This is a genomic window from Pseudomonas sp. DR208 (assembly GCF_019823005.1).
GTDB classification, from domain to species: Bacteria; Pseudomonadota; Gammaproteobacteria; order Pseudomonadales; family Pseudomonadaceae; genus Aquipseudomonas; species Aquipseudomonas extremorientalis.
Genome location: NZ_CP081944.1, coordinates 4412390 through 4431987, shown reverse-complemented (window position 1 = coordinate 4431987; position 19598 = coordinate 4412390). Strand labels below are relative to the sequence as shown.

At 62.6% G+C, this 19598-nt stretch carries 19 protein-coding genes; 13 read left to right on the top strand and 6 right to left on the bottom strand.

Translation table 11 applies throughout. The features are described from left to right. Nucleotides 1-40 precede the first annotated feature (40 nt). The 3 genes from K5K89_RS19940 to K5K89_RS19930 are packed head-to-tail and all read right to left on the bottom strand — an operon-like array spanning nucleotide 41 to nucleotide 2206. Nucleotides 41-1291 carry a flavin-containing monooxygenase gene (locus K5K89_RS19940; RefSeq protein WP_222540118.1) on the bottom strand — a complete coding sequence of 417 codons (1251 nt, stop codon included), beginning with the start codon at nucleotides 1289-1291 and terminating at the stop codon, nucleotides 41-43. A gap of 20 nt (nucleotides 1292-1311) precedes the next feature. Further along, entirely contained in the window at nucleotides 1312-1758 is a 447-nt protein-coding gene (locus K5K89_RS19935; RefSeq protein WP_071490172.1) for a type II 3-dehydroquinate dehydratase, read from the bottom strand. Between the two features lie 25 nt (nucleotides 1759-1783). Further along, nucleotides 1784-2206 (bottom strand): RidA family protein, encoded by a 423-nt coding sequence (locus K5K89_RS19930; RefSeq protein ID WP_222540117.1) that lies wholly within the window; start codon nucleotides 2204-2206, stop codon nucleotides 1784-1786. A 182-nt stretch (nucleotides 2207-2388) separates the two neighbouring features. Here K5K89_RS19930 and K5K89_RS19925 point away from each other — a divergent pair, with 182 nt between their 5' ends. The 7 genes from K5K89_RS19925 to argE all read left to right on the top strand — a co-directional run bounded on the left by K5K89_RS19925 (nucleotide 2389) and on the right by argE (nucleotide 9467). Continuing rightward, nucleotides 2389-3363 (top strand): LysR family transcriptional regulator, encoded by a 975-nt coding sequence (locus tag K5K89_RS19925; protein WP_071490171.1) that lies wholly within the window; start codon nucleotides 2389-2391, stop codon nucleotides 3361-3363. A gap of 211 nt (nucleotides 3364-3574) precedes the next feature. Further along, complete coding sequence (locus K5K89_RS19920; RefSeq protein ID WP_071490170.1) at nucleotides 3575-5092, top strand: amino acid ABC transporter permease/ATP-binding protein; 1518 nt, start codon at nucleotides 3575-3577, stop codon at nucleotides 5090-5092. Nucleotides 5093-5119: 27 nt separating this feature from the next. Continuing rightward, nucleotides 5120-5992: a phytanoyl-CoA dioxygenase family protein gene (locus K5K89_RS19915; RefSeq protein WP_071490169.1), complete on the top strand. Its 873-nt coding sequence runs from the start codon at nucleotides 5120-5122 to the stop codon at nucleotides 5990-5992. 28 nt (nucleotides 5993-6020) lie between these two features. After that, nucleotides 6021-6851 carry an ABC transporter substrate-binding protein gene (locus tag K5K89_RS19910; protein ID WP_071490168.1) on the top strand — a complete coding sequence of 277 codons (831 nt, stop codon included), beginning with the start codon at nucleotides 6021-6023 and terminating at the stop codon, nucleotides 6849-6851. Between the two features lie 54 nt (nucleotides 6852-6905). Beyond that, on the top strand, nucleotides 6906-7637 hold the full coding sequence (locus tag K5K89_RS19905; RefSeq protein WP_071490167.1) for a class II aldolase and adducin N-terminal domain-containing protein: 732 nt from the start codon (nucleotides 6906-6908) through the stop codon (nucleotides 7635-7637). A gap of 10 nt (nucleotides 7638-7647) precedes the next feature. Further along, complete coding sequence (locus tag K5K89_RS19900) at nucleotides 7648-8322, top strand: DUF1028 domain-containing protein (RefSeq protein WP_071490166.1); 675 nt, start codon at nucleotides 7648-7650, stop codon at nucleotides 8320-8322. Next, entirely contained in the window at nucleotides 8319-9467 is a 1149-nt protein-coding gene (argE, locus tag K5K89_RS19895) for an acetylornithine deacetylase (RefSeq protein WP_222540116.1), read from the top strand. The genes K5K89_RS19900 and argE overlap by 4 nt, the downstream gene beginning before the upstream one ends. Before the next feature lie 115 nt (nucleotides 9468-9582). Here argE and K5K89_RS19890 read toward each other — a convergent pair whose 3' ends face one another. After that, nucleotides 9583-10833 carry an acyl-CoA dehydrogenase family protein gene (locus K5K89_RS19890; protein WP_222540115.1) on the bottom strand — a complete coding sequence of 417 codons (1251 nt, stop codon included), beginning with the start codon at nucleotides 10831-10833 and terminating at the stop codon, nucleotides 9583-9585. 242 nt (nucleotides 10834-11075) lie between these two features. Between K5K89_RS19890 and K5K89_RS19885 the strand changes: the two genes are divergently transcribed. Both K5K89_RS19885 and K5K89_RS19880 read left to right on the top strand, forming a co-directional pair. Further along, complete coding sequence (locus K5K89_RS19885) at nucleotides 11076-11999, top strand: ABC transporter substrate-binding protein (RefSeq protein ID WP_093124818.1); 924 nt, start codon at nucleotides 11076-11078, stop codon at nucleotides 11997-11999. 125 nt (nucleotides 12000-12124) lie between these two features. Continuing rightward, nucleotides 12125-12457 (top strand): addiction module antidote protein, encoded by a 333-nt coding sequence (locus K5K89_RS19880; RefSeq protein WP_222541733.1) that lies wholly within the window; start codon nucleotides 12125-12127, stop codon nucleotides 12455-12457. A gap of 74 nt (nucleotides 12458-12531) precedes the next feature. Here the strand turns inward: K5K89_RS19880 and gudD are convergent, their stop codons facing one another. Both gudD and K5K89_RS19870 read right to left on the bottom strand, forming a co-directional pair. Beyond that, nucleotides 12532-13857, bottom strand: coding sequence for a glucarate dehydratase (gudD, locus tag K5K89_RS19875; RefSeq protein WP_222540114.1), 1326 nt, complete (start codon nucleotides 13855-13857; stop codon nucleotides 12532-12534). A gap of 19 nt (nucleotides 13858-13876) precedes the next feature. Further along, the gene (locus K5K89_RS19870; protein WP_092250746.1) at nucleotides 13877-15235 is read right to left on the bottom strand and encodes an MFS transporter; all 1359 of its coding nucleotides are present in this window, start codon (nucleotides 15233-15235) and stop codon (nucleotides 13877-13879) included. A gap of 232 nt (nucleotides 15236-15467) precedes the next feature. Here K5K89_RS19870 and K5K89_RS19865 point away from each other — a divergent pair, with 232 nt between their 5' ends. The 4 genes from K5K89_RS19865 (at nucleotide 15468) to K5K89_RS19850 (ending at nucleotide 19545) form a co-directional block, all read left to right on the top strand. Further along, nucleotides 15468-16187, top strand: coding sequence for a FadR/GntR family transcriptional regulator (locus K5K89_RS19865; RefSeq protein ID WP_071490160.1), 720 nt, complete (start codon nucleotides 15468-15470; stop codon nucleotides 16185-16187). Further along, the gene (locus K5K89_RS19860; RefSeq protein ID WP_222540113.1) at nucleotides 16184-16879 is read left to right on the top strand and encodes a tRNA (adenine(22)-N(1))-methyltransferase; all 696 of its coding nucleotides are present in this window, start codon (nucleotides 16184-16186) and stop codon (nucleotides 16877-16879) included. The genes K5K89_RS19865 and K5K89_RS19860 overlap by 4 nt, the downstream gene beginning before the upstream one ends. 39 nt (nucleotides 16880-16918) lie before the next feature. After that, nucleotides 16919-17218, top strand: a complete 300-nt coding sequence (locus tag K5K89_RS19855; protein WP_222540112.1) for a DUF3144 domain-containing protein — start codon at nucleotides 16919-16921, stop codon at nucleotides 17216-17218. A gap of 269 nt (nucleotides 17219-17487) precedes the next feature. Then, on the top strand, nucleotides 17488-19545 hold the full coding sequence (locus K5K89_RS19850; protein WP_071490157.1) for a methyl-accepting chemotaxis protein: 2058 nt from the start codon (nucleotides 17488-17490) through the stop codon (nucleotides 19543-19545). The last annotated feature ends 53 nt before the right edge of the window (nucleotides 19546-19598 follow it).

The window sequence follows — 19598 nt, the reverse complement described above, 5'->3', positions numbered from 1 at the left end:
AGGCAACCGAGCAAGGCTCGCGCCTTTCGTCCCGGCAGGATTAGGACTTGTCGTACGCCATGTACGCGTTCTGCAGCACGATATGGTCCGCCACGTACTTCGCATCGTGCCAAACCCCATAGATAAATGAAGATGCGCGGTTGACCAGGTTCGGCAAACCCAGGAAGTAAATTCCGCTCTGTGCCGAGATCCCGCGTTTGTGGAACGGCTCGCCTTTCTCGTCGAACGCGTCCACCTTCAACCAGCTGAAATCGAACTTGAAGCCGGTGGCCCAAAGGATTGTGGTCACGCCCGCTTCAGCCAGGTCCAGGCTCAACATCGGGTTCACCAGGCACTCTGGATCGGGCAACAGTTCCCAGGCCTGTGGCTCCGGCGGAAACGGCAAGCCATTGGCCTCGATATACGCATCCGCATCGCGCAGTACGTCAAAGTAAGCGCGGTCGCCTTCAGCCACGTTCTCGGCCAACCCCGGTTGAAACCTCATCACGCCTTCCGCCCAGTCCTGGGTAACGCCCACCAATTGAATGCCTTGATGTGCCAGTCGGCGAAAGTCCACCGTCTTGCCGCCTTCGTAACCACTCACCGCAAACGCCACGTGCTTTTTCTTCGGCTGGATCTTGACTTCATCCCACAAGCCCAACGCGCCCAGCCACCAGCAATAGTCGCGGCCACGATAGGCGCGGGGCGGGCGGTAGTGTTCGCCCACCGAGAGGTACACGGTCTTGCCGGCCTTTTGCAGTTCTTCGGCGATCTGCGAGCCGGAGGCACCGGCGCCGACCACCAATACGGCGCCTTCGGGGAGTTGGCCGGGGTTCTTGTAGGCGCAGGAATGCAGTTGGTGCAACGGTGCGCTGGCGGGGACGATGTTCGGGATTGACGGGCGCTGGAACGGGCCGGTGGCAGCAACGACGTTGGCGGCTTCGATCACGCCCGCGGAGGTGGTGACCTTGAAGCCGGGGCGGCCTGCGTGGCGTTCCACCGACTGGACTTCCACGCCCGTGCGGACAGGGGCCTGCAACTTATCCGCGTAGGCCTCGAAGTAGTCGGCCATGCGCTCTTTCGGCGGGAAGGCTTCCGGCGAAAGGCCTTCGAAGGTGAGACCGGGAAAGCGGTCATGCCACGCCGGCCCGTTGGCGACCAGAGAGTCCCAGCGTTCCGAGCGCCAGCGTTCGGCAATGCGGTGGCGTTCCAGCACGAGGTGGGGCACACCCATCAAGGACAGGTGCTCGCTCATGGCGACGCCGGCCTGGCCTGCGCCGACGACCAGGGTGTTGATTTTTTCGACGGACATAGGCGGTTCCTGAACAGTCATTAGGCGGTTTGGCCTAGCAATTCGGCCACAGCCGTGATTGCCAGTTGGTAACCCAGCGCCCCCAACCCGGCGATCACACCGGTGGCGGCCCTGGACACGTAGGAGTGGTGCCGGAAGCTTTCGCGCTGCCAGATATTGCTCATGTGCGCTTCGATGATCGGGCCGTCGAACGCCAGCAACGCATCGAGGATCGGCACCGAGCTGTAGCTGAGCCCGGCGGCGTTGATCACGAGGGCGTCGGCGTGCAGGCGTGCTTCCTGAATCCAGTCCACCAGCACGCCTTCATGGTTGCTCTGGCGAAAGTCCAGCGTCAGGCCCAGGGCGGCGGCGTGGCGTTGGCAGCGGGCGTCGATGCTGGCGAAGCTTTCGCTGCCATAGGTGCCGTTTTCATCCAGCCCATACAGGTTGGCGTTAGGCCCGTTGAGGAAAAACACACGATGAGTCATGGGGCACTCCAGGCAATCAGCGCTTTCATACGGCCCAATCGTCCGGCACCACGGCGATCACATCGATCTCCATCAACCACTCCGGCTGGCCCAGCCCGGAGATCACCAACCCAGTGGAAATCGGGAACACACCTTTGAGCCACTTGCCCACCTCCTGGTACACCGGCTCGCGGTAGCGCGGGTCGATCAGATAGGTGGTGGTCTTCACGATGTGCGACAGGTCCGAACCTGCTTCTTCCAGCAGTAGCTTGACGTTCTTCATCGCCTGCTCGGCCTGGGCGCGCGGGTCGCCGAGGCCGACCAGGTTGCCGTCGAAATCGGTGCCGATCTGGCCGCGCACGTAAATGGTGTTGCCGGCGCGCACGGCCTGGCACAGGTCGTTGTCCAGCGCCTGGTTGGGGTAGGTCTGTTGGGTATTGAACATGCGGATGCGGGTGTGGGTCGGCATAACGGCAACTCGTGGGAAGCGGGATAGATCCAGCTTCACACCGCGCCGGCTGCGGCGAAACCAGCATTTGCGCGGGGTAGTGCTTAGGAAAAACCGAAGCCCGTGCAGGTCATCGGTTTGCGCCTGACCCGGCACGAACCCTGCAACACCACCGGTACAGTCATTGTTGAGGGGCAGGCGTCATGCTCAGTCGTATTACTCAGCGTCAACTGGAGTATTTCGTCGCGTCGGGAGAGGCGGGCAGCATCAGTGCGGCCGCCGAGCGCATTCATGTGTCGTCGCCGTCGATCTCGGCGGCGATCACCCATATGGAGGCGGAGCTGGGCATTCAGTTGTTCATCCGCCATCACGCCCAGGGCATTTCCCTCACGGCGGTGGGGCGCCTGGTGATGCAAGAAGCCAAGCTGATCCTGGAGCAGATGACCAACCTCTACACCATCGCCTCGGAGTCCTTGAACACGGTGCGCGGGCCGTTGCGCGTGGGTTGCCTGGAGTCGCTGGCGCCGATGATCACGCCAGAGCTGGTGTTCGGTTTCGGCCGTGCGTTTCCCGGCGTACGGCTGACGCAAGCCGAGGGCAACCATGAAGAGCTGCTGGAAAAACTGCGCAGCGGCGAGCTGGATATCGCCCTGACCTACGACCTGGTGACAAGCCCGGACATCGACTTCCAACCCCTGGCGCAACTGCCGCCCTACGTGATGGTGGGCGAGTACCACCCACTGGCGAACTCACCGGCCGTGAGCATGCAGGACCTGGAGGCCTTCCCGGTGGTGCTGCTCGACACGCCGTGGAGCCGTGACTATTTCCTCAGCCTGTTCATCCAGGCCGGCACCACACCGAACATCATCATGCGCTCCACCAACCTTGAAACGGTGCGCGCCATGGTGGGCAACGGTATCGGCTATTCCTTCGCGAATGCGCGGCCCAAATCGAACATGTCCCAGGACGGCAAGCGCGTGATCCGCCTGCGCCTGGCGGGTGCACACCGGCCGATGCGCCTGGGCTACGCCACGGCCAGCAACACCCAGCTGTCGCGGGTGGTGTCGGCGTTTGCCGAGCGGTGCCGCATGTTTGTGTCCGACCAGTACATCCCCGGCATGGCGCCGCCGAGCTTTTTTGACCCGCATGCGGTGCGGGTGTTGAGCGGTGTGGGCTGAGCTTGCACCAGTAAGTGGCATGCGCAATACGGCCGATTCAAGCCTGCACCAAAGGTGGGAGGGGGCCCCCTCCCACATTGGATTTTGGTTGCTCTCAGGCTGCATAGGTTCTGCCTACCCAGTGCCCCGGCTTTTACGAATTGACCCCAACCGCCTCCCGCCACGACTCTGAACCCATCGATGTAGATCAACTTCTCAGGGCACAGCGACGATGACATTCGACTGGAACTACATGTTGGGTTTGCTGGGCGATGCCGAGTTCTGGCGCGCGACGTGGACGGTGATCAAGCTCAGCACCCTGACCTGGGTGTTGAGCATTGGCCTGGGCTTTCTGCTGGCCCTGGCCAAGCAATCCAGACATGGCCTGCTGAGCGTGCCGGCCCGCGGCTACATCTGGCTATTTCGCAGCCTGCCGTTGCTGGTGCTGCTGATCTTTATCTACAACCTGCCGCAAGCGTTGCCCGGTACCTCGGCGGTGCTGGCCGACCCGTTCTGGTCCGGCCTGTTGGCCCTGGTGATCTGCGAGACCGCCTACGTGGCTGAGATCCATCGCGGTGGCCTGCTGTCGATTCCCAAAGGGCAGGGCGAGGCGGCTCGTGCGCTGGGCCTGAAGTTCTTCGGCACCCAGTGGCGCGTGGTAATTCCCCAGGCGCTGCGGGTGGCGTTGCCGTCGCTGGCCAACGAATACATCTCCATCGTCAAGCTCACCTCCCTGGTGTCGGTGATCTCCCTGACCGAGATCCTGATGGTCGGCCAGCGCCTGTATTCGCAGAACTTCCTGGTGATCGAAACCATGGCGGCGGTGGCGTTCTTCTATGTGTTTATCGTCACGGTGTTCGACTTCCTGCTCAAGCGCCTGGAGCGCTTTCTCGACGTCAACCAGCGCAACGTGTCCCGTGTTCCCGATGCGGCGGTGCTGGCCCTGGCGACCCAGCAGCGCACTGCCTTGGCGCGCCCGGCCAATAATGGCGAGTCGGCGTTGCAGGCCACGCGGTTGCACAAGGCCTACAACGATATCGAGGTATTGGGCTCGGTGAATCTGCAGATCCAGCCCGGTGAAGTGGTGTCTGTGATCGGTCCGTCGGGCTCCGGCAAGACCACGCTGATCCGCCTGCTTAATGGTCTGGAGCAACTGGACAACGGCGAGATCAGGATCAATGGCCAACCCTTCATCCACTTGAACAAAGTCGGCGCGCAGAAACCCCAGTACATCGAGCACGCCGAGCATCGCCTGCACATCGGCATGGTGTTCCAGAGCTTCAACCTGTTCCCGCACTTGAGCGTGCTCGACAACCTGCTGATGGCGCCCAAGTACCACCGCCTGGGCGCGACCGCCGAACTCAAGCAACAGGCCTACGCGCTGCTGCACAAGGTCGGCATGCTCGACCACGCCTGGAAGTACCCGCACCAGTTGTCTGGCGGCCAACAGCAACGCGTAGCCATCGCCCGCGCCTTGATGATGCGCCCGCAGATCATGCTGTTCGATGAGCCTACCTCGGCGCTGGACCCGGAGAAGGTCAACGAGGTGCTGCAGGTGATCGAAGCCCTGGCCGAGGAGGGCATCACCATGGTCATCGTCACCCACGAGATGAACTTTGCCTTCAAGGTCTCCGACCGCATCGTGTTCATGGAGAAGGGCCGCGTGGTCTGCGACGACACGCCGGGCGTCTTGCGCAGCGGCCACAACCCACGCGTGGAGGCGTTCCTCAAGGACGTCTCGCTGGCGTGATCTCTTTAACGTTCAGGAAACACTAAAATGATCGAGCAATCGCAAATCGAACAATTCCAGCGCGACGGCTTCCTGGTGGTCGAAGGCGTGCTGTCGCAGGATGAAGTGGCCGCGTTGCAGCACGACTTCGACCAATGGGTGGAAGAAAGCCGCAGCCATGACCGGGGCTGGGGCGCCACTGTCGATGGCCGTGAGCGCTTTGACCTGGAGGGCGACCACCGCGCCGACCACCCGTCCCTGCGCCGGGTCAGCTCGCCCACGGAGATTTCGCCGGCCTATGAGCGCGTGGCGTTGCACTCGCGCATGGCGGCGATTTCCGCGCAACTGATCGGCGCCCAGGGTACGCGTTTTCACCACAGCAAGATCAACTCCAAACTGCCCCACACCGCGACCCAGGTGAAGTGGCACCAGGACTTCCTGTTCACGCCCCACAGCAACGACGACATCGTCACCGCCTTGCTGATGGTCAGCGAAGTGACCCCGCAGAACGGCCCGCTGAATGTGATCCCCGGCAGCCACAAAGGCCCGCTGTGGTCGCACTGGCAGCACCAGCGTTTCACCGGTTCGGTGGACGACAGCGTGGTCGCGCAACACTGCCAGCAACCGGTGGCCTGCTACGGGCCGGCCGGCTCGGTGTGCTTCATGCACACCCGGCTTTTGCATGCTTCCAGCCCAAACGAGACCGAACTGCCGCGCACGCTGTTCATCAGTGTCTATGCCGCTGAAGACGCGCTGCCCTTCGGCGAAAACCCGTTGCCCAGCGCACATGCCGGCCTGTTGGTGGCCGGTGAAGAAAGTGGCTTGGTGCGTTCCACCGACAACCACATGCGCCTGCCGCAGAAGCCCCGTGGTGCCTCGTTCTTCGTGCAACAGGCGGGACAAGATTCAGCCACTGCCTAACCCCCCTAAACCCTTGCAGGTAATCACCATGACAGCGTTTCGTAAAAGTGTTCGTCCCCTTGCCGTGTGCCTGCTGGGCGCAGCCGTTGCACTGACCTCGTTGGCCGCTTCGGCGTTCCAGCAGGACGGCAAGATCATCGCCGGTTCCGACGTGACGTTCTTCCCCTATGAGTACATGGATAACAACAAGCCGGCGGGTTTTGATATCGAGTTCATGGACGGCCTGGGCAAGGTCATGGGCCGCCAGGTCGAGACCCTCGACACACGCTTCCCCAACCTGATCACTGGCCTGCAGGCCGGGCGTTTCGATGTGACCAACTCGTCGATGTACATCACCGCCGAGCGGGTCAAAGTGATCGACATGATCCCTTATCTGAAAAGCGGCGAGTCGATCCTCACCCTCAAGGACAGCGCCTTCCAGCCCAAGACCCCGGAAGAGTTCTGCGGCCACAAGATCGGCTCCATGGGGGCCACCTCGTGGCTGGCGCAGATGAACAAGCTGTCCACCGAATACTGCGTCGCCAAGGGCCTGAAGCCGATCCAGATCAGCGAATACAGCACTGACCCGCAAACCACCCAGGCGCTGCTGGCCCACGCCGTCGAAGCGCAGATCACCGATGCCGCCGTGGCCCGAGGCGTGATCGACAAGCTCGGCAGCCGCGTGGTGATCTCGTCCGACACCCTGATCTACCCGGTGCTCAACGGCTTCGGCGTGAAGAAAGGCAATGACACGGTGAAAAAAGCCCTGCTCGACGGCCTGGAAAAATACCGCGCCACGCCGGAGTACGCCGCCCTGCTCAAGAAGTACAACTTCCAAGCGCCGACCGATGCCGACATCGCCGCACTGATGCCGAAGTAAACCTACACGCGCGTGCCGCATTCGCCTGCGGCCGCGCCCTGCGGAGAGCGATCCATGGCGTTATCCCACGAAGAACAGACGCGCATCGACCTGGCGGCGACCTTTCGCATCATCGCCCATCTGGGCATGCATGAAGCGGTGGCCAACCACTTCAGTGCCGCCGTTTCGGCCGATGGCAAACAGTTTCTGCTCAACCCGAAGTGGAAGCACTTTTCGCGTATCCGCGCGAGCGATCTGTTGCTGTTGAATGCGCACGACACGGCCTGTGCCGATCACCCCAACGTGGACGCCACGGCCTGGTCGATCCACGGGCAGATCCACCGGCTGTTGCCACAGACCCGTGCGGTGCTGCACCTGCACCCGGTGTACACCACCGCGGTGGCGTGCCTGGCCAGGCCGCACATCCCGCCGATCGACCAGAACACCGCGCGTTACTTCAACCGCGTAGCCGTGGACGAGCTGTACGGCGGCATGGCCGACACCGAGGCCGAAGGCGCACGGCTGGCCGGGTTGCTCGACGGCAAGACGCGCTTGTTGATGGGTAACCACGGCGTAATGGTCACGGCCGGTTCCATCGGTGAAGCGTTCGACGACATCTGGACCCTGGAACGTTCCTGCCAGATCCTCGTCACGGCCTGGTCCACCGGACAGCCGTTGCGGGTGCTGTCCGATGAAGTGGCGGAAAAAACCGCGCGGGGCTGGGAAGGCATCGCGGACTTTTCGCGCCAGCATTTCGAAGAAATGAAGCAGCTGATGATCGACGCTGACCCTTCCGTGCTCGATTGAGGACACCTCCATGACGTTTTCCGTTGTCGCCCGCTGCGCCGAGACGGGCCAGTTGGGCATTGCGATCAGCTCATCGAGCATTGCCGTGGGCGCGCGTTGCCCATGGCTGCGTCCCGGCGTGGGCGCGGTGGCATCGCAGAACATTACCTTGCCGAGCCTGGGGCCTCAGGTGCTGGATTTACTGGAGCAGGGCCTGACACCGAGTGAAGCGCTGGCGACGTTGGCCGGTCAGGATCACAGCGAGTATCGCCAGGTCAGCGTGATTGATCACTTGGGCCGCACCGCGCATTTCAGCGGTGCGCAGACCCTGGGTATTCACCACGCAGTGAGTGGCGAGCAATGCGTGGCGGCAGGGAACATGTTGGCCAACCCCGGCGTAATCGAGGCCATGGTGGCGGCGTTCGAAGCGGCCCCGGGGCACCTGGCCGACCGCCTGCTGGCCGCGATGCACGCCGGTGTGGCAGGTGGTGGTGAAGCGGGGCCGGTGCATTCGGCGGCGCTGGTGATTGTCGATGACCTGCTGTGGCCAGTGGTCAATCTGCGTGTGGATTGGGCCGATGCGGACCCGATCAGCGCCCTCGACCAACTCTGGCAAGCCTATCGCGGGCAACTGCAGGATTACATCGACCGCGCCCTCAACCCGCAGATCGCACCGGGTTATGCGGTGCCGGGAGATGACCGATGAACAGCCGCGACCTGCTGGCGCAACTGGTGCGTTTCGACACCACCAGCCGCGAATCCAACCTGGCCTTGATCGACTTCGTGCGCACCTATTTGCAAGACCACGGCGTGGCCTGTGAGCTGGTGTACAACGCGCACAAGAGCAAGGCCAACCTGCTTGCGACGATTGGTCCGGCGCAGGTGCCCGGCATCGTGTTGTCCGGGCATACCGATGTGGTGCCGGTGGACGGGCAGCGCTGGCGCGTGGCGCCGTTCGAGCTGACCGAACAGGACGGCAAGTTGTACGGTCGTGGCACGGCGGACATGAAGGGCTACATCGCTTGTGTGCTGGCGTGCGTGCCGGCGTTGGTGCAGGCGCCGTTACGCATGCCGGTGCATATCGCGCTGTCCTACGATGAGGAAGTCGGTTGCCTGGGCGTGCGCTCGCTGATCGAGCGGTTCCACGGGCAGCCGGTCAAGCCGCTGCTGTGTGTGATTGGCGAACCCACCGAACTCAAGCCGGTGCTGGGCCACAAAGGCAAGCTGGCGATGCGCTGCCAGGTGCATGGCGCGGCGTGCCATTCGGCGTACGCGCCGGCGGGCGTGAACGCCATTGAATACGCGGCGCGCCTGGTCAGCGAATGGGTGCGGCTCGGCGAAACGCTCAAGGCGCCAGAGCATCTGGATGCGCGTTTCGACCCGGCGTTTTCTACGGTGCAGACTGGTTTGATCAGTGGCGGCAAGGCGCTCAATATCGTGCCGCAGGACTGCAGTTTCGACTTTGAAGTGCGCTCGCTGCCGGCCCAGGATCCCTGGCAGGTGGTGCAGCAACTGCGCGACTACGCCGAGTACTCCCTGTTGCCGGCGATGCGCGCGGTGAGTGCGCAATCGGCGATCAGCATCAGTGAGTTGTCGAGCTATCCCGGGCTGGCTACATCGCCTGAAAGCCAGGCCGCCGAATGGGTGGCGCAGTTCTGTGGCTCGCAGGATTTTGGCACGGTGGCCTTTGGGACAGAGGGTGGTCTGTTCGACCAGGCCGGTATTCCTACGGTGGTGTGTGGGCCTGGCAGCATGGAGCAGGGCCACAAACCGGACGAGTTCATCAGCCTGGCGCAGTTGCAGGCCTGCGACCGGATGTTGGCGCGGGTGCTGAAGTTTGTGAGCGTGTAGGTTACCTGTGGGAGGGGGCTTGCCCCCGATGGCGATGGGTCAACTAACAATGCAGTGACTGGATGTCCGCAATCGGGGGCAAGCCCCCTCCCACATTTGATCTTTGTTGTGCCCTCTAACTGTCAGTGCTTTTTGCCACACCCACCCGCCACTGCGCAGGCGGCAGGACTCCATTGACCAGGTAATTGCCTACGATCCGCGACTTGTACACCCGCGGGTTATGGTTCGCCAGGGTGCGCGCATTGCGCCACAGCCGGTCCAGCGCCTTGCTGCTGGCGGTGGCACTGGCGCCCAGGGCGTCGAACAAGGCGGTGGTCGCGGCCAGCGTCGCATCCACCACCGGGTTCACCGCCAGGCACACTTCCAGCTCGGCCAATGCAACCTGCGGATCATCGTCATGCAGTGACTGGTCATGGGCAATCACAGACTGCGCGGTGTATTCCAGGCGTTGCGCCGCTTGCTGGGCAATCGCTTGAGCAGCGTAGGCTTGGCTCGCGACTTCGCCAATCACCTGTAGCAGTTGCACGTCCTGGCCTGCGCTGTCGGCATTGCCGGTGGTGAAGGTGCGGGCGCGCTGGCTGAGTTCTTCGGCACCGCTGAGGGCGGCGCGTCGGGCGATTCCGGCGAGGGTGCTGAGGTGGTAGAGCTGGAAGAACGACTGTCCATGGCCGAAGCGCTGTTGGGTGGGGCGCGCGTCGTTGTCCATCACCGGTGCGTGATCGAAGATGCAGGTGCCGCTGGCGGTGAGGCGTTGGCCGAAGCCGTTCCAGTCGTCGACGATCTTCACGCCGGGGGCTTTCAGGTCGACGACAACCGTATACACGGTGCCGTTTTCACCGGTCGCGATGGTATTGATCAGGTCGCTGTAGAGCGCGCCGGTGGTGTAGAACTTCTTGCCGCTGATGCGCAATGCGCCGGCGGCATCGCGGTGCAGGCGGGTGTCGAAATCGCCACGGGCTCCGTTGCCGACTTCGGTGCTGCCGGGGGAGAGCAGGGCGCCTTGGCCGAGGCGGTCCAGCCACTTGGCGCGCCAGTCGAGGTCCTTGGCGCTGAGTACGTCTTCGCAAAAACCAAAGTGGCCGCGCAGGGCCTGGGTGATGTTGGAGTCGGCGGCAGACAGTTCCGCAAGCAGCGTGAGCAGCTCGACCAGGGTCGCATCCTGGCCGCCATAACTGGCCGGCAGGCGCCAGCGCGGCAAACCCAGGGCGTTCAGTTGCTGGATCACCGTGGCGAGGCTGGCGCGTGTCTGATCCGCCTCGGCGGCCTGCGCGAGAATGTGCGCAAACAGTGGGCGAAACGGCGCGGCCAGTTGTTCGTAGCGGGCAGTGGGCGGAGCGCCCCAGATATTCAAAGCGGGAATCGACATGCAATGGACCTTGCTGAAAGTGGTTCAGGTGCTGGGGTCCAGTGGTCTGGTGACGTCACCCTAACCCAGCGGCAGCGAAGGTTTTAATACGAAAAGCAACTAGCGACCTGTGGGACGGTTCTATCGATAGTGCCCAACAGTATTAAACCCCCGCGCTTTTATTGCGTTAGCTTCTACCTGAAGCGACCAGACTGCATGCCCACAGATGGTTAAACCAACCCTCTAACCCTGTGGGATTTTTCATGATCAACCGTCGAACACTGCTGTCCTTGCTGGGCGTGGCCTCCCTTGCGCTCTATGGTCCGTCGGCCAGCGCCGCCGAGCCGTTGACCCTCGTCGTGGGTGACCAGTTCTTTTCCAACCGCATCGTGCTGGAGCTGTCGGGCGAGCTGGAGGACCTGCCGTACAAAGTCGACTTCAAGCGCTTCAACACCGGTTCCCCGGTAGCCTCGGCCGTGGCCAGCGGCGCGCTGGATGTGGGCATCGTCGGCGACACCCCGGTGATCAGCCTGGCCGCCAACGGCGCACCGGTAAAAGTCGTCGCCAGCACCCAGACCAGCCTTGATGGCGTGGGCATTGTGGCGCGCAAGGGCATTCACTCGGTGGCCGACCTCAAAGGCAAGACCGTCGCCATCTGGAACGGCTCATGGAGCCAGCAACTGGCGTACAAGGCGCTGGATGAAGCGGGGGTGCCACGCAGCAGCGTCAACTTCAAATACCTGCTGCCGGCCGAGGCCAGCCTGGCGTTGACCCAGGGCGACATCGACGCCTTCGGCACCTGGGAACCCTACGTGTCGTTGCAGGAAAAAGAAGGCAGCACCCTGATCCGCAACGCCAAGGGCCTGATGAGTGCGCCGACCTACATCGTGGCGTACGAGCCGGCCCTGGCGCAGAAAAGCGCGATCATCAAAGACTTCATTGCCCGCCTGACTCGCGCCCGAGCCTGGAGCAACACCCACGTCGATGAATACGCCGAAGCCTGGGCGAAGGCCAACCAGTCGGCGCCGGAAATCGCCAAGGTGTGGTTCAAGCGCGATGCAATCAAGGTGCTGCCGATCTCGCCGACGATTATCAGCGAGGCCCAGGCCACGGCGGACTTTTTGGTGGATGCACAGATGTTGAAGCAGCGGTATGACGTGGCGCCGTTGTTTGATCGGGTGCTTTAAACATTGGGGAAACAAGCGCTCATAGTATCCATCCGATGGTTGTGCAGGTGCTGAACCAGGGTTTTTTGTTCCGGCGCTCGCCGGAAACAAAAATCCATTGGCATCGACAGGGAGTAGCCGAGGATATGCCGATCCTCGATCTGGATACGTCCGGAACCAGCGTCTATGAGGCTTCGCGCTTTCTTGACAGCCCGGAGACCATCAGTGCGTATCTGGCGCAAAGTATGAAGGCTCAAGACATGCAGGTGCTGATGAAGGCGCTTGCCGAGATTGCCAAGGCCCAAGGTGTGAACAAAGTGGCCGAGGCGGCTGGGGTGAACCGGGAGAGTCTTTATAAAACGTTGAAAGGCGGCTCGAAGACCCGCTACGAGACGATCCAGAAACTGATGCTGGCCTTGGGCGTCGAGCTGACGGTACAGCCAATTGCAGGAGCGAGCGTGCTCGCGAAGAAAACCTAGGCATTGCGTTTATCCGGAGAGGACGCGTTATCGTTGGCGATCTTCGCGAGCAAGCTCGCTCCTGCAGGAAGGGGTTATCGCACCAGGCAGGGTTGCTTGTTGTTGAAGCGCCACCCCGGAATCAAGAATTGCATCGCCACGCTGTCATCCCGCGCGCCGAGGCCCATGCCTTTGTAGACTTCGTGGGCCTGGGCCACGGCGTCCAGGTCGATCTCCACGCCCAGGCCTGGCTTGCTCGGCACTTTCACGTAACCACCTTCGATTTTCAGCGGCGCTTTGGTCAGGCGCTGGCCGTCCTGCCAGATCCAGTGGGTGTCGATGGCGGTGATGTCGCCCGGTGCTGCGGCGGCCACCTGGGTGAACATCGCCAGGGAAATATCGAAGTGGTTATTGGAGTGCGAGCCCCAGGTGAGGCCCCACTCATGGCACATCTGTGCAACACGCACCGAGCCCTGCAGGGTCCAGAAGTGCGGGTCGGCGAGGGGGATGTCGACCGATTGCAGCTGGATCGCGTGGCCCATCTCGCGCCAGTCGGTGGCGATCATATTGGTGGCGGTCTTAAGGCCGGTGGCACGGCGGAATTCGGCCATGACCTCACGACCTGAGTAACCGTTTTCTGCACCGCAGGGGTCTTCGGCATAGGCGAGTACGTGGTGCTGGTCGCGGCACAGGCGGATAGCCTCTTTCAGTGACCAGGCGCCGTTCGGGTCGAGGGTGATGCGTGCATCCGGGAAGCGTTCGGCCAAGGCGGTGACCGCTTCGATTTCGGCGTCGCCGCTCAATACGCCGCCTTTGAGCTTGAAGTCGTTGAAGCCGTATTTGGCCTGGGCGGCTTCGGCCAGGCGCACCACGGCGTCGCTGGTCAGGGCCGTTTCATGGCGCAGGCGGAACCAGTCGTCGTAGCTGTCGGCTTCGTTGCGGTAGGCGAGCGTGGTGGCGTTGCGGTCGCCGACATAGAACAGATAGCCGAGCATTTTTACCGCATCACGCTGCTGTCCTTCGCCGAGCAAGGCCGCCACCGGCACTTCGAGAAACTGGCCCAGCAAATCGAGCAGCGCCGCTTCCATGGCGGTGACGGCATGGATGGTGATGCGCAGGTCAAAGGTCTGCAGGCCGCGACCGGCGGCATCGCGTGAAGCAAAGGCGCTGCGCATCTGGTTGAGGATGCGCTGGTACTGGCCGATGGGCTGGCCGATCACCAGGCTGCGGGCGTCTTCCAGGGTTTCGCGGATGCGCTCGCCGCCGGGCACTTCGCCGACGCCGGTGTTGCCCGAACTGTCCTTGAGGATGACGATATTGCGCGTGAAGTATGGCCCATGGGCGCCGCTGAGGTTGAGCAACATGCTGTCGTGGCCGGCGACGGGGATGACCTGGAAGTGCGTAACGACGGGAGTATTCATGGCAGGTTCCTGACGGGTCTCAAAGTGGTTTGCCGAGGGCGGCGGTGGGCACGCCGCTCGGTGGCTTCAATGCGGCAGAGGGGGCCGTCCTGGCAAAAAACACCAGGACCGCGGCGAGCACCGAGGTGCCGGCCAGGCCATAGAGGCCACCCTGGATCGAACCGGTGGTCTGCTCCAGAAAGCCGAAGGTGGTCGGCGCGACGAAGCCGCCCAGGTTACCGATGGAGTTGATCAGCGCGATCACCGCAGCGGCAATGCGCACATCCAGGTAGCCCTGGGGGATCGGCCAGAACAGTGACGACGCCGACTTGAAGCCGATGGCCGCAAAGCAGATCGCCACAAACGCGAAGATAGGCCCGCCGGTGGTCGACATGAACATCCCCGCCGCCGCAATCAGCAGTGCTGCCGCGACCCAGGCCTGCTGGAACTTGAACTTGCCGGACAACGACGCGAAGGCATACATGGCGATGATCGAGATCAGCCACGGGATCGAATTGAAGAAACCGACCTGAACATCACTCAAGTCGCCCATCTTCTTGATGATGCTTGGCAGCCAGAACGTGGCGGCATAGATCGTCAGCTGGATGCAGAAATACAACGCGCAGAACAGCAGGATCTGGCGGTCCTTGAGCAGCTTGCCGAGGGTCGGCTTGACGCGGGTGAGGGCTTCGCGGTCGCGTTGTTCCTGGTCGATGGCATTGACCAGTGCGTCCTGTTCCTCGCGGGTCATCCATTTGGCGTCGTGGGGTTTGGAGTCGAGCCAGAACCACACAAAGAACCCCAGCGCCACTGAGGCCAGGCCTTCAATGGCAAACATCCATTGCCAGCCGTGAAAGCCAAACCCTTCGATCTGCAACAGCGCGCCGGAAAGCGGACCGGAAATCAGTGACGCGACCGCCGAGCCACTGAGGAAAATCGCAATGGCTTTACCACGCTCCACACCGGGCAACCAGCGCGTGAAGTAGTAGATCACCCCCGGGAAAAAGCCGGCTTCAGCCACGCCCAGCAAGAAGCGCAGGATGTAGAAGTGGGTTTCGTTCTGAATGAACGCCATCAGCGTGGCGACGATGCCCCAGGTGAACATGATGCGGGTCAGCCAGATACGCGCGCCGACCTTTTGCAGCAGCATATTGGAGGGCACTTCGAAGAGGGCATAGCCGATGAAGAACAACCCGGCACCGAAGCCATACGCCGCTGCGCCGATGCCCAGGTCGTGTTCCATGTGCGTGCGCACAAAACCGATATTGACCCGGTCGATGTAGTTGAGGATGAACATGATCACGAACAGTGGGAGCACATGGCCCTTCACCTTGCTCACGGCGCGCGTGAGGACGGCATCATTTTCGGGTGTGGCAGATGCATGGCTTGAAGTGGTCACCATTCCAGACTCCCCCTGATTGTTTTTATGTGGGTTTGCGTGTTGAGTTGCCAGACATCATACAAGCTGTTTTATTTTTTCTGCAACATCCTTGGTTTTTCTTGGTTTTAGAGAGCTTTACAAATTGGTTGTCATACAAGTTGGCGGTTTTTTGCGCATCAACCACCCAGTAGGCGCGAGGGCCAGGTGGGGATGTTAAGCTTGCGGCTGCTCAACCCTGTGGACGCGTAATATGCCCATCGATAATGGAAGCTCTGTCCGCAGACGCTCCACCAACCTGGCCCAAGGCGTGGTCGACGCGCTGACCCAGCGCATCCTGCTCGGCCAACTCAAACCCGGTGAAAAACTGCCCTCGGAATCCACCATCGTGCACGAGCACGGCGTGAGCCGAACGGTGGTGCGCGAGGCTATCTCCAAGTTGCAGGCGTCCGGCCTGGTCGAGACCCGCCACGGCATCGGCACCTTTGTGTTGGAGCAGCAGGCCCAGCAAGGTTTGCGCCTGCATGTGGACACGGTGGCCAGCGTGCGCAACATGCTGGAGTTGCGCCTGGGCCTTGAAGTACAAGCCGTCGCGCTGGCGGCCGTGCGCCGCACCGACGCCCAATTGGCCCACATGCGCCAGGCGCTGGACGACTACCAGGCTTCCCTGGCCAGTAACGACAGCTGCGTGGAGGAAGACAAACGCTTTCACCAACTGATCGCCGAGGCCACCGGCAACACCTTCTTCACCGAAATCATGCTGCACCTGGGCAATGCGATGATCCCGCGCACCCAGGTCAAGGGCGATGAGCGCGGCGGTGCCGACTTCGCCAGGCTGGGCCAGTTGGCGAACCTGGAACACGAGGCGATCTTCAACGCGATCAAACGCCAGGACCCGGACGCCGCCCGCGCCGCCATGGTGCTGCACCTGACCAACAGCCGCGATCGTTTTTCCGGGGAGCAGGGCCGTTGAACGAACACAGCTTATCCCTGCGCCTGGAGCGCGTGGCCGCTAACGTACCGGCGAGTGCGCGGCTGGCCGATATCGGCTCCGATCACGGTTATTTGCCGGTGGCGTTGCTGCGTCGCGGCCTGATCACGGCGGCAGTGGCGGGGGAGGTGGCGACCACGCCATTCCATGCGGCGCAACGTACCGTGCGCGACAACGGCCTGGAACAGCAGGTCACCGTGCGCCTGGCCGATGGGCTGGCGGCCATCGAACCCCATGACGGCATCACCGCTATCAGCGTCTGCGGCATGGGCGGCGAGACGATCCGCGACATTCTTGAAAGCGGCAAACGGCACCTGAGCGGCCAGGAGCGCCTGATCCTGCAACCCAACGGTGGCGAACAACCGCTGCGCCAGTGGCTGATGGACAACGGCTACGCGATCCTCCATGAAGAGCTGCTGCGCGAGAACCGTTTCTACTACGAGATCATCGTGGCCGAGCGCACCGGACCGGTGGCCTACACCGCCGAACAGCTGTACTTCGGCCCCCTGCAAATGCAGGCGCGCAGCCCGGCGTTCCTGGCCAAGTGGCAGCGCCTGTTGCAGCAAAAGCACAAGACCCTGGCCAGCTTCGAGCAGGCGCGGCAGGCGGTGCCGCAGGAAAAGTGGCAGGAGATTTCCCAACAGGCCAGGTGGATCACCGCGCTGCTGGCTTGATCGACCCTCATTCAAACCTGATGACCAAGGAAAACCACCATGGCAGACGCCATCGACCCCACCTTCTACGACCGCGCCGACGCGCATATCGAGCTGTCGAACGCGCAGCTCCAGGCCCACGAAAACCTCGGCCAGGTCAGCGCCTCGATGATGTTTGGCACCACGCGCTTCAACGCCTGGGCGAGTGCGCGCAACTTCAAGTCCGGCGCGGAAATGGCCGATGCACGGGAGGCGATGTTGAAGTACTTCTGCGACCAGTACCGGATGATGCTTGAGGATAATCTGGATGATCACATCAATAACTTCAGCCGGTACATGGCCGGACAGACGCAAGGGTAAGCGAGGCTGTCGGGGAGTGAAAATGTAGGAGGGGGGCTTGGATTTGTGGCGTGGTTACAAATCTGCGCTCAGTGATGGGTGGTTTTGCCCCATTTCAGGGCGCTTTGCGTGCACCGTCAGGTGCCAACCCGTCTGTATCCGGCCTCTCTACCAACGGCCCACATCTTGCTAGTGCCTTCCCAATCAATGACATGGCATTTTGCTGTTAGTCATTTCAAGGCTTCACCCGGCGGTGCACCGCCTGGGTCGTTTTTGGGGAGTGGTCGCACATGCACAGCCTTTTATCACCGGGTATCCGCCTGCTGGGGCGGTTCGGCTTTGCGCGCAAGTTCCAGATTCTATTCTTCCTGTTCATGCTGCCCCTGGCGGGCAGCCTGTGGATGATCGGCTCGGACTACCGCGACAAACTGACCGTGATTTCCAGCGAGCAATCCGGCGTTCGCCAACTGCTGGCCCTGGATGGGCTGGACGGCCAGTTGACGGCGCAGCGCAACCTGGCCGCACGCTGGAAAGCCGCCGATATCCTGCACGCCCCGACCCCGGCGGCGAAGGCGGCGATGGACAAGGTCGATGCGAATTTCCCACTGATCCTGCAGAGCCTGCAAGCCCTGGGGGATTCACTCAAGGCCCGGAATGCCGGCGCCGACGTGCTGGCCCGCTTCGATGCGTTGCAGGCCACGGTCAAGGGCATGGACTCCCAGTCTCTGCGCACCGTGGGCTGGTGGCCGGACGGTTACGACCGTTTCACCTCGGCCCTGACCGCCATGCAAACCCTGCGCGAACAGATCACCCTGGACGCCGGCCTGATTCTCGACCCGTGGCTGGAAACCTACCTGTTGATGCAGATTTCCACCCAGTACACACCGGACCTGATCGAGCGCATCGGGCGCATGGCCAGTGTCGGCCAGTCGTCCATCGCCTCGGGGCAATTCACCTTGCAAAGCCGTTTGCAGATGCGTGACCTGCGCGGCCGTATCGGCGATGCGCGGGACCAATTGGTCAAGGCGGCGGCCTCGCTCAAGGCCAAGCAATATGCCGGCCTGGAACCCTGGACCACCCAGTACGACACCAGCCTGCAACGCCTGGACAACGAACTCAAAGTGCTCGACGACGGCGTGTTCGGCGGCACCATCAAGCTTGATACCGCGGCCTTTGAAACCAGTGTCGACGGCATGCTCGACAGCCTGGGCGCGCTGCGTAACCAATCCCTCGACTCGCTGGATGCGCGCCTGGGTCACTACCGTGACCGTTCGTTGCAGAAATTTGTCCCCGTCGCGGCCCTATTCAGTCTGCTGGCCCTGGCCGCGTTGTACCTGTTCATGTGCCTGCAAGCCTCGATCCGCCGCAGCGCTAGCGGCATCACCACCCTGGCCGAGTCCCTGCGCGATGGCAACCTGTGCGTGGAGGTGGCGGTGGAAGGGCGCGACGAACTCGCGGCCATCAGCACCGCGCTGAACGTGGCGGTGGTGCAACTGCGCACCAGCCTGCTGGGGGTCAATCACGAGACGCAGCAACTCGGCTCGGCGGTGCTCACCCTCAATTCGCAATCGGGCAGCACCCTTACCGAAGTCGAAGACCAGCAACACCAAATCAGCCAGATTGCCGCCGCTGCGACCCAGCTGGCCGCCACTTCCCTGGGCGTCGCCAAAAGCTGCGAGCACGCCTCGGGCAGTGCCCAGCAGACCCGGCGTATTGCCGAAGACAGCAGCCGTGACAGCCAGCGCACCACGGCCAGCATCCAGCAACTCAACCAACGCCTGACTGATACCGCGGATGCGCTGGAGCAAGTCAGCCAGCAGGGCCAGCAGATTCAGTCGGTGGTCGACACCATTCGCGGCATCGCCGAACAGACCAACCTGCTGGCCCTCAACGCCGCCATCGAAGCCGCGCGCGCCGGCGAGCAGGGCCGTGGTTTTGCGGTGGTGGCCGATGAAGTGCGCAGTTTGTCGCAGCGCACCCAGGCCTCCACCGCACAGATCGCCGGCACCGTGGACAGCCTGCGCGCCACGGTCAGCCAGGCGGTCACCCTGATGGGCGCCGCGTGTGAACAAGCGCTGGCGGATGCGGAGTCCGTCACCGGGCTGGGCACCCGTCTGGGCGAGATCGCCGGGGCGGTGCAGCAGGTGACCGACACCCTGGCGCAGATCGCCACCGCCGTCGAGGAACAAGCGGCGACGGCGGATGAAGTGAGCGGCAACATCCAGCAAGTGGACCAGGCCGCCGGGCGCTTGCTCGACGGTGCGCGGGCAGTGAATCGCGCAGCCGACACCCTGAGCAAAGGCAGCCAGGCGTTGAGCGATAACACGGCGCGGTTCCGCCTGGGCTGAGCAATGGGATGAACCTTCGGCGGATATGGGGCTCACTTGTCAGGTAGCCCTGT

Bases quoted from the DNA above. Each gene is read 5' to 3' on its own strand.
- K5K89_RS19940 (WP_222540118.1), bottom strand. From the start codon at position 1,291: ATGTCCGTCGAAAAAATCAACACCCTGGTCGTCGGCGCAGGCCAGGCC.
- K5K89_RS19935 (WP_071490172.1), bottom strand. From the start codon at position 1,758: ATGACTCATCGTGTGTTTTTCCTCAACGGGCCTAACGCCAACCTGTAT.
- K5K89_RS19930 (WP_222540117.1), bottom strand. From the start codon at position 2,206: ATGCCGACCCACACCCGCATCCGCATGTTCAATACCCAACAGACCTAC.
- K5K89_RS19925 (WP_071490171.1), top strand. From the start codon at position 2,389: ATGCTCAGTCGTATTACTCAGCGTCAACTGGAGTATTTCGTCGCGTCG.
- K5K89_RS19920 (WP_071490170.1), top strand. From the start codon at position 3,575: ATGACATTCGACTGGAACTACATGTTGGGTTTGCTGGGCGATGCCGAG.
- K5K89_RS19915 (WP_071490169.1), top strand. From the start codon at position 5,120: ATGATCGAGCAATCGCAAATCGAACAATTCCAGCGCGACGGCTTCCTG.
- K5K89_RS19910 (WP_071490168.1), top strand. From the start codon at position 6,021: ATGACAGCGTTTCGTAAAAGTGTTCGTCCCCTTGCCGTGTGCCTGCTG.
- K5K89_RS19905 (WP_071490167.1), top strand. From the start codon at position 6,906: ATGGCGTTATCCCACGAAGAACAGACGCGCATCGACCTGGCGGCGACC.
- K5K89_RS19900 (WP_071490166.1), top strand. From the start codon at position 7,648: ATGACGTTTTCCGTTGTCGCCCGCTGCGCCGAGACGGGCCAGTTGGGC.
- argE (WP_222540116.1), top strand. From the start codon at position 8,319: ATGAACAGCCGCGACCTGCTGGCGCAACTGGTGCGTTTCGACACCACC.
- K5K89_RS19890 (WP_222540115.1), bottom strand. From the start codon at position 10,833: ATGTCGATTCCCGCTTTGAATATCTGGGGCGCTCCGCCCACTGCCCGC.
- K5K89_RS19885 (WP_093124818.1), top strand. From the start codon at position 11,076: ATGATCAACCGTCGAACACTGCTGTCCTTGCTGGGCGTGGCCTCCCTT.
- K5K89_RS19880 (WP_222541733.1), top strand. From the start codon at position 12,125: ATGCCGATCCTCGATCTGGATACGTCCGGAACCAGCGTCTATGAGGCT.
- gudD (WP_222540114.1), bottom strand. From the start codon at position 13,857: ATGAATACTCCCGTCGTTACGCACTTCCAGGTCATCCCCGTCGCCGGC.
- K5K89_RS19865 (WP_071490160.1), top strand. From the start codon at position 15,468: ATGCCCATCGATAATGGAAGCTCTGTCCGCAGACGCTCCACCAACCTG.
- K5K89_RS19855 (WP_222540112.1), top strand. From the start codon at position 16,919: ATGGCAGACGCCATCGACCCCACCTTCTACGACCGCGCCGACGCGCAT.
- K5K89_RS19850 (WP_071490157.1), top strand. From the start codon at position 17,488: ATGCACAGCCTTTTATCACCGGGTATCCGCCTGCTGGGGCGGTTCGGC.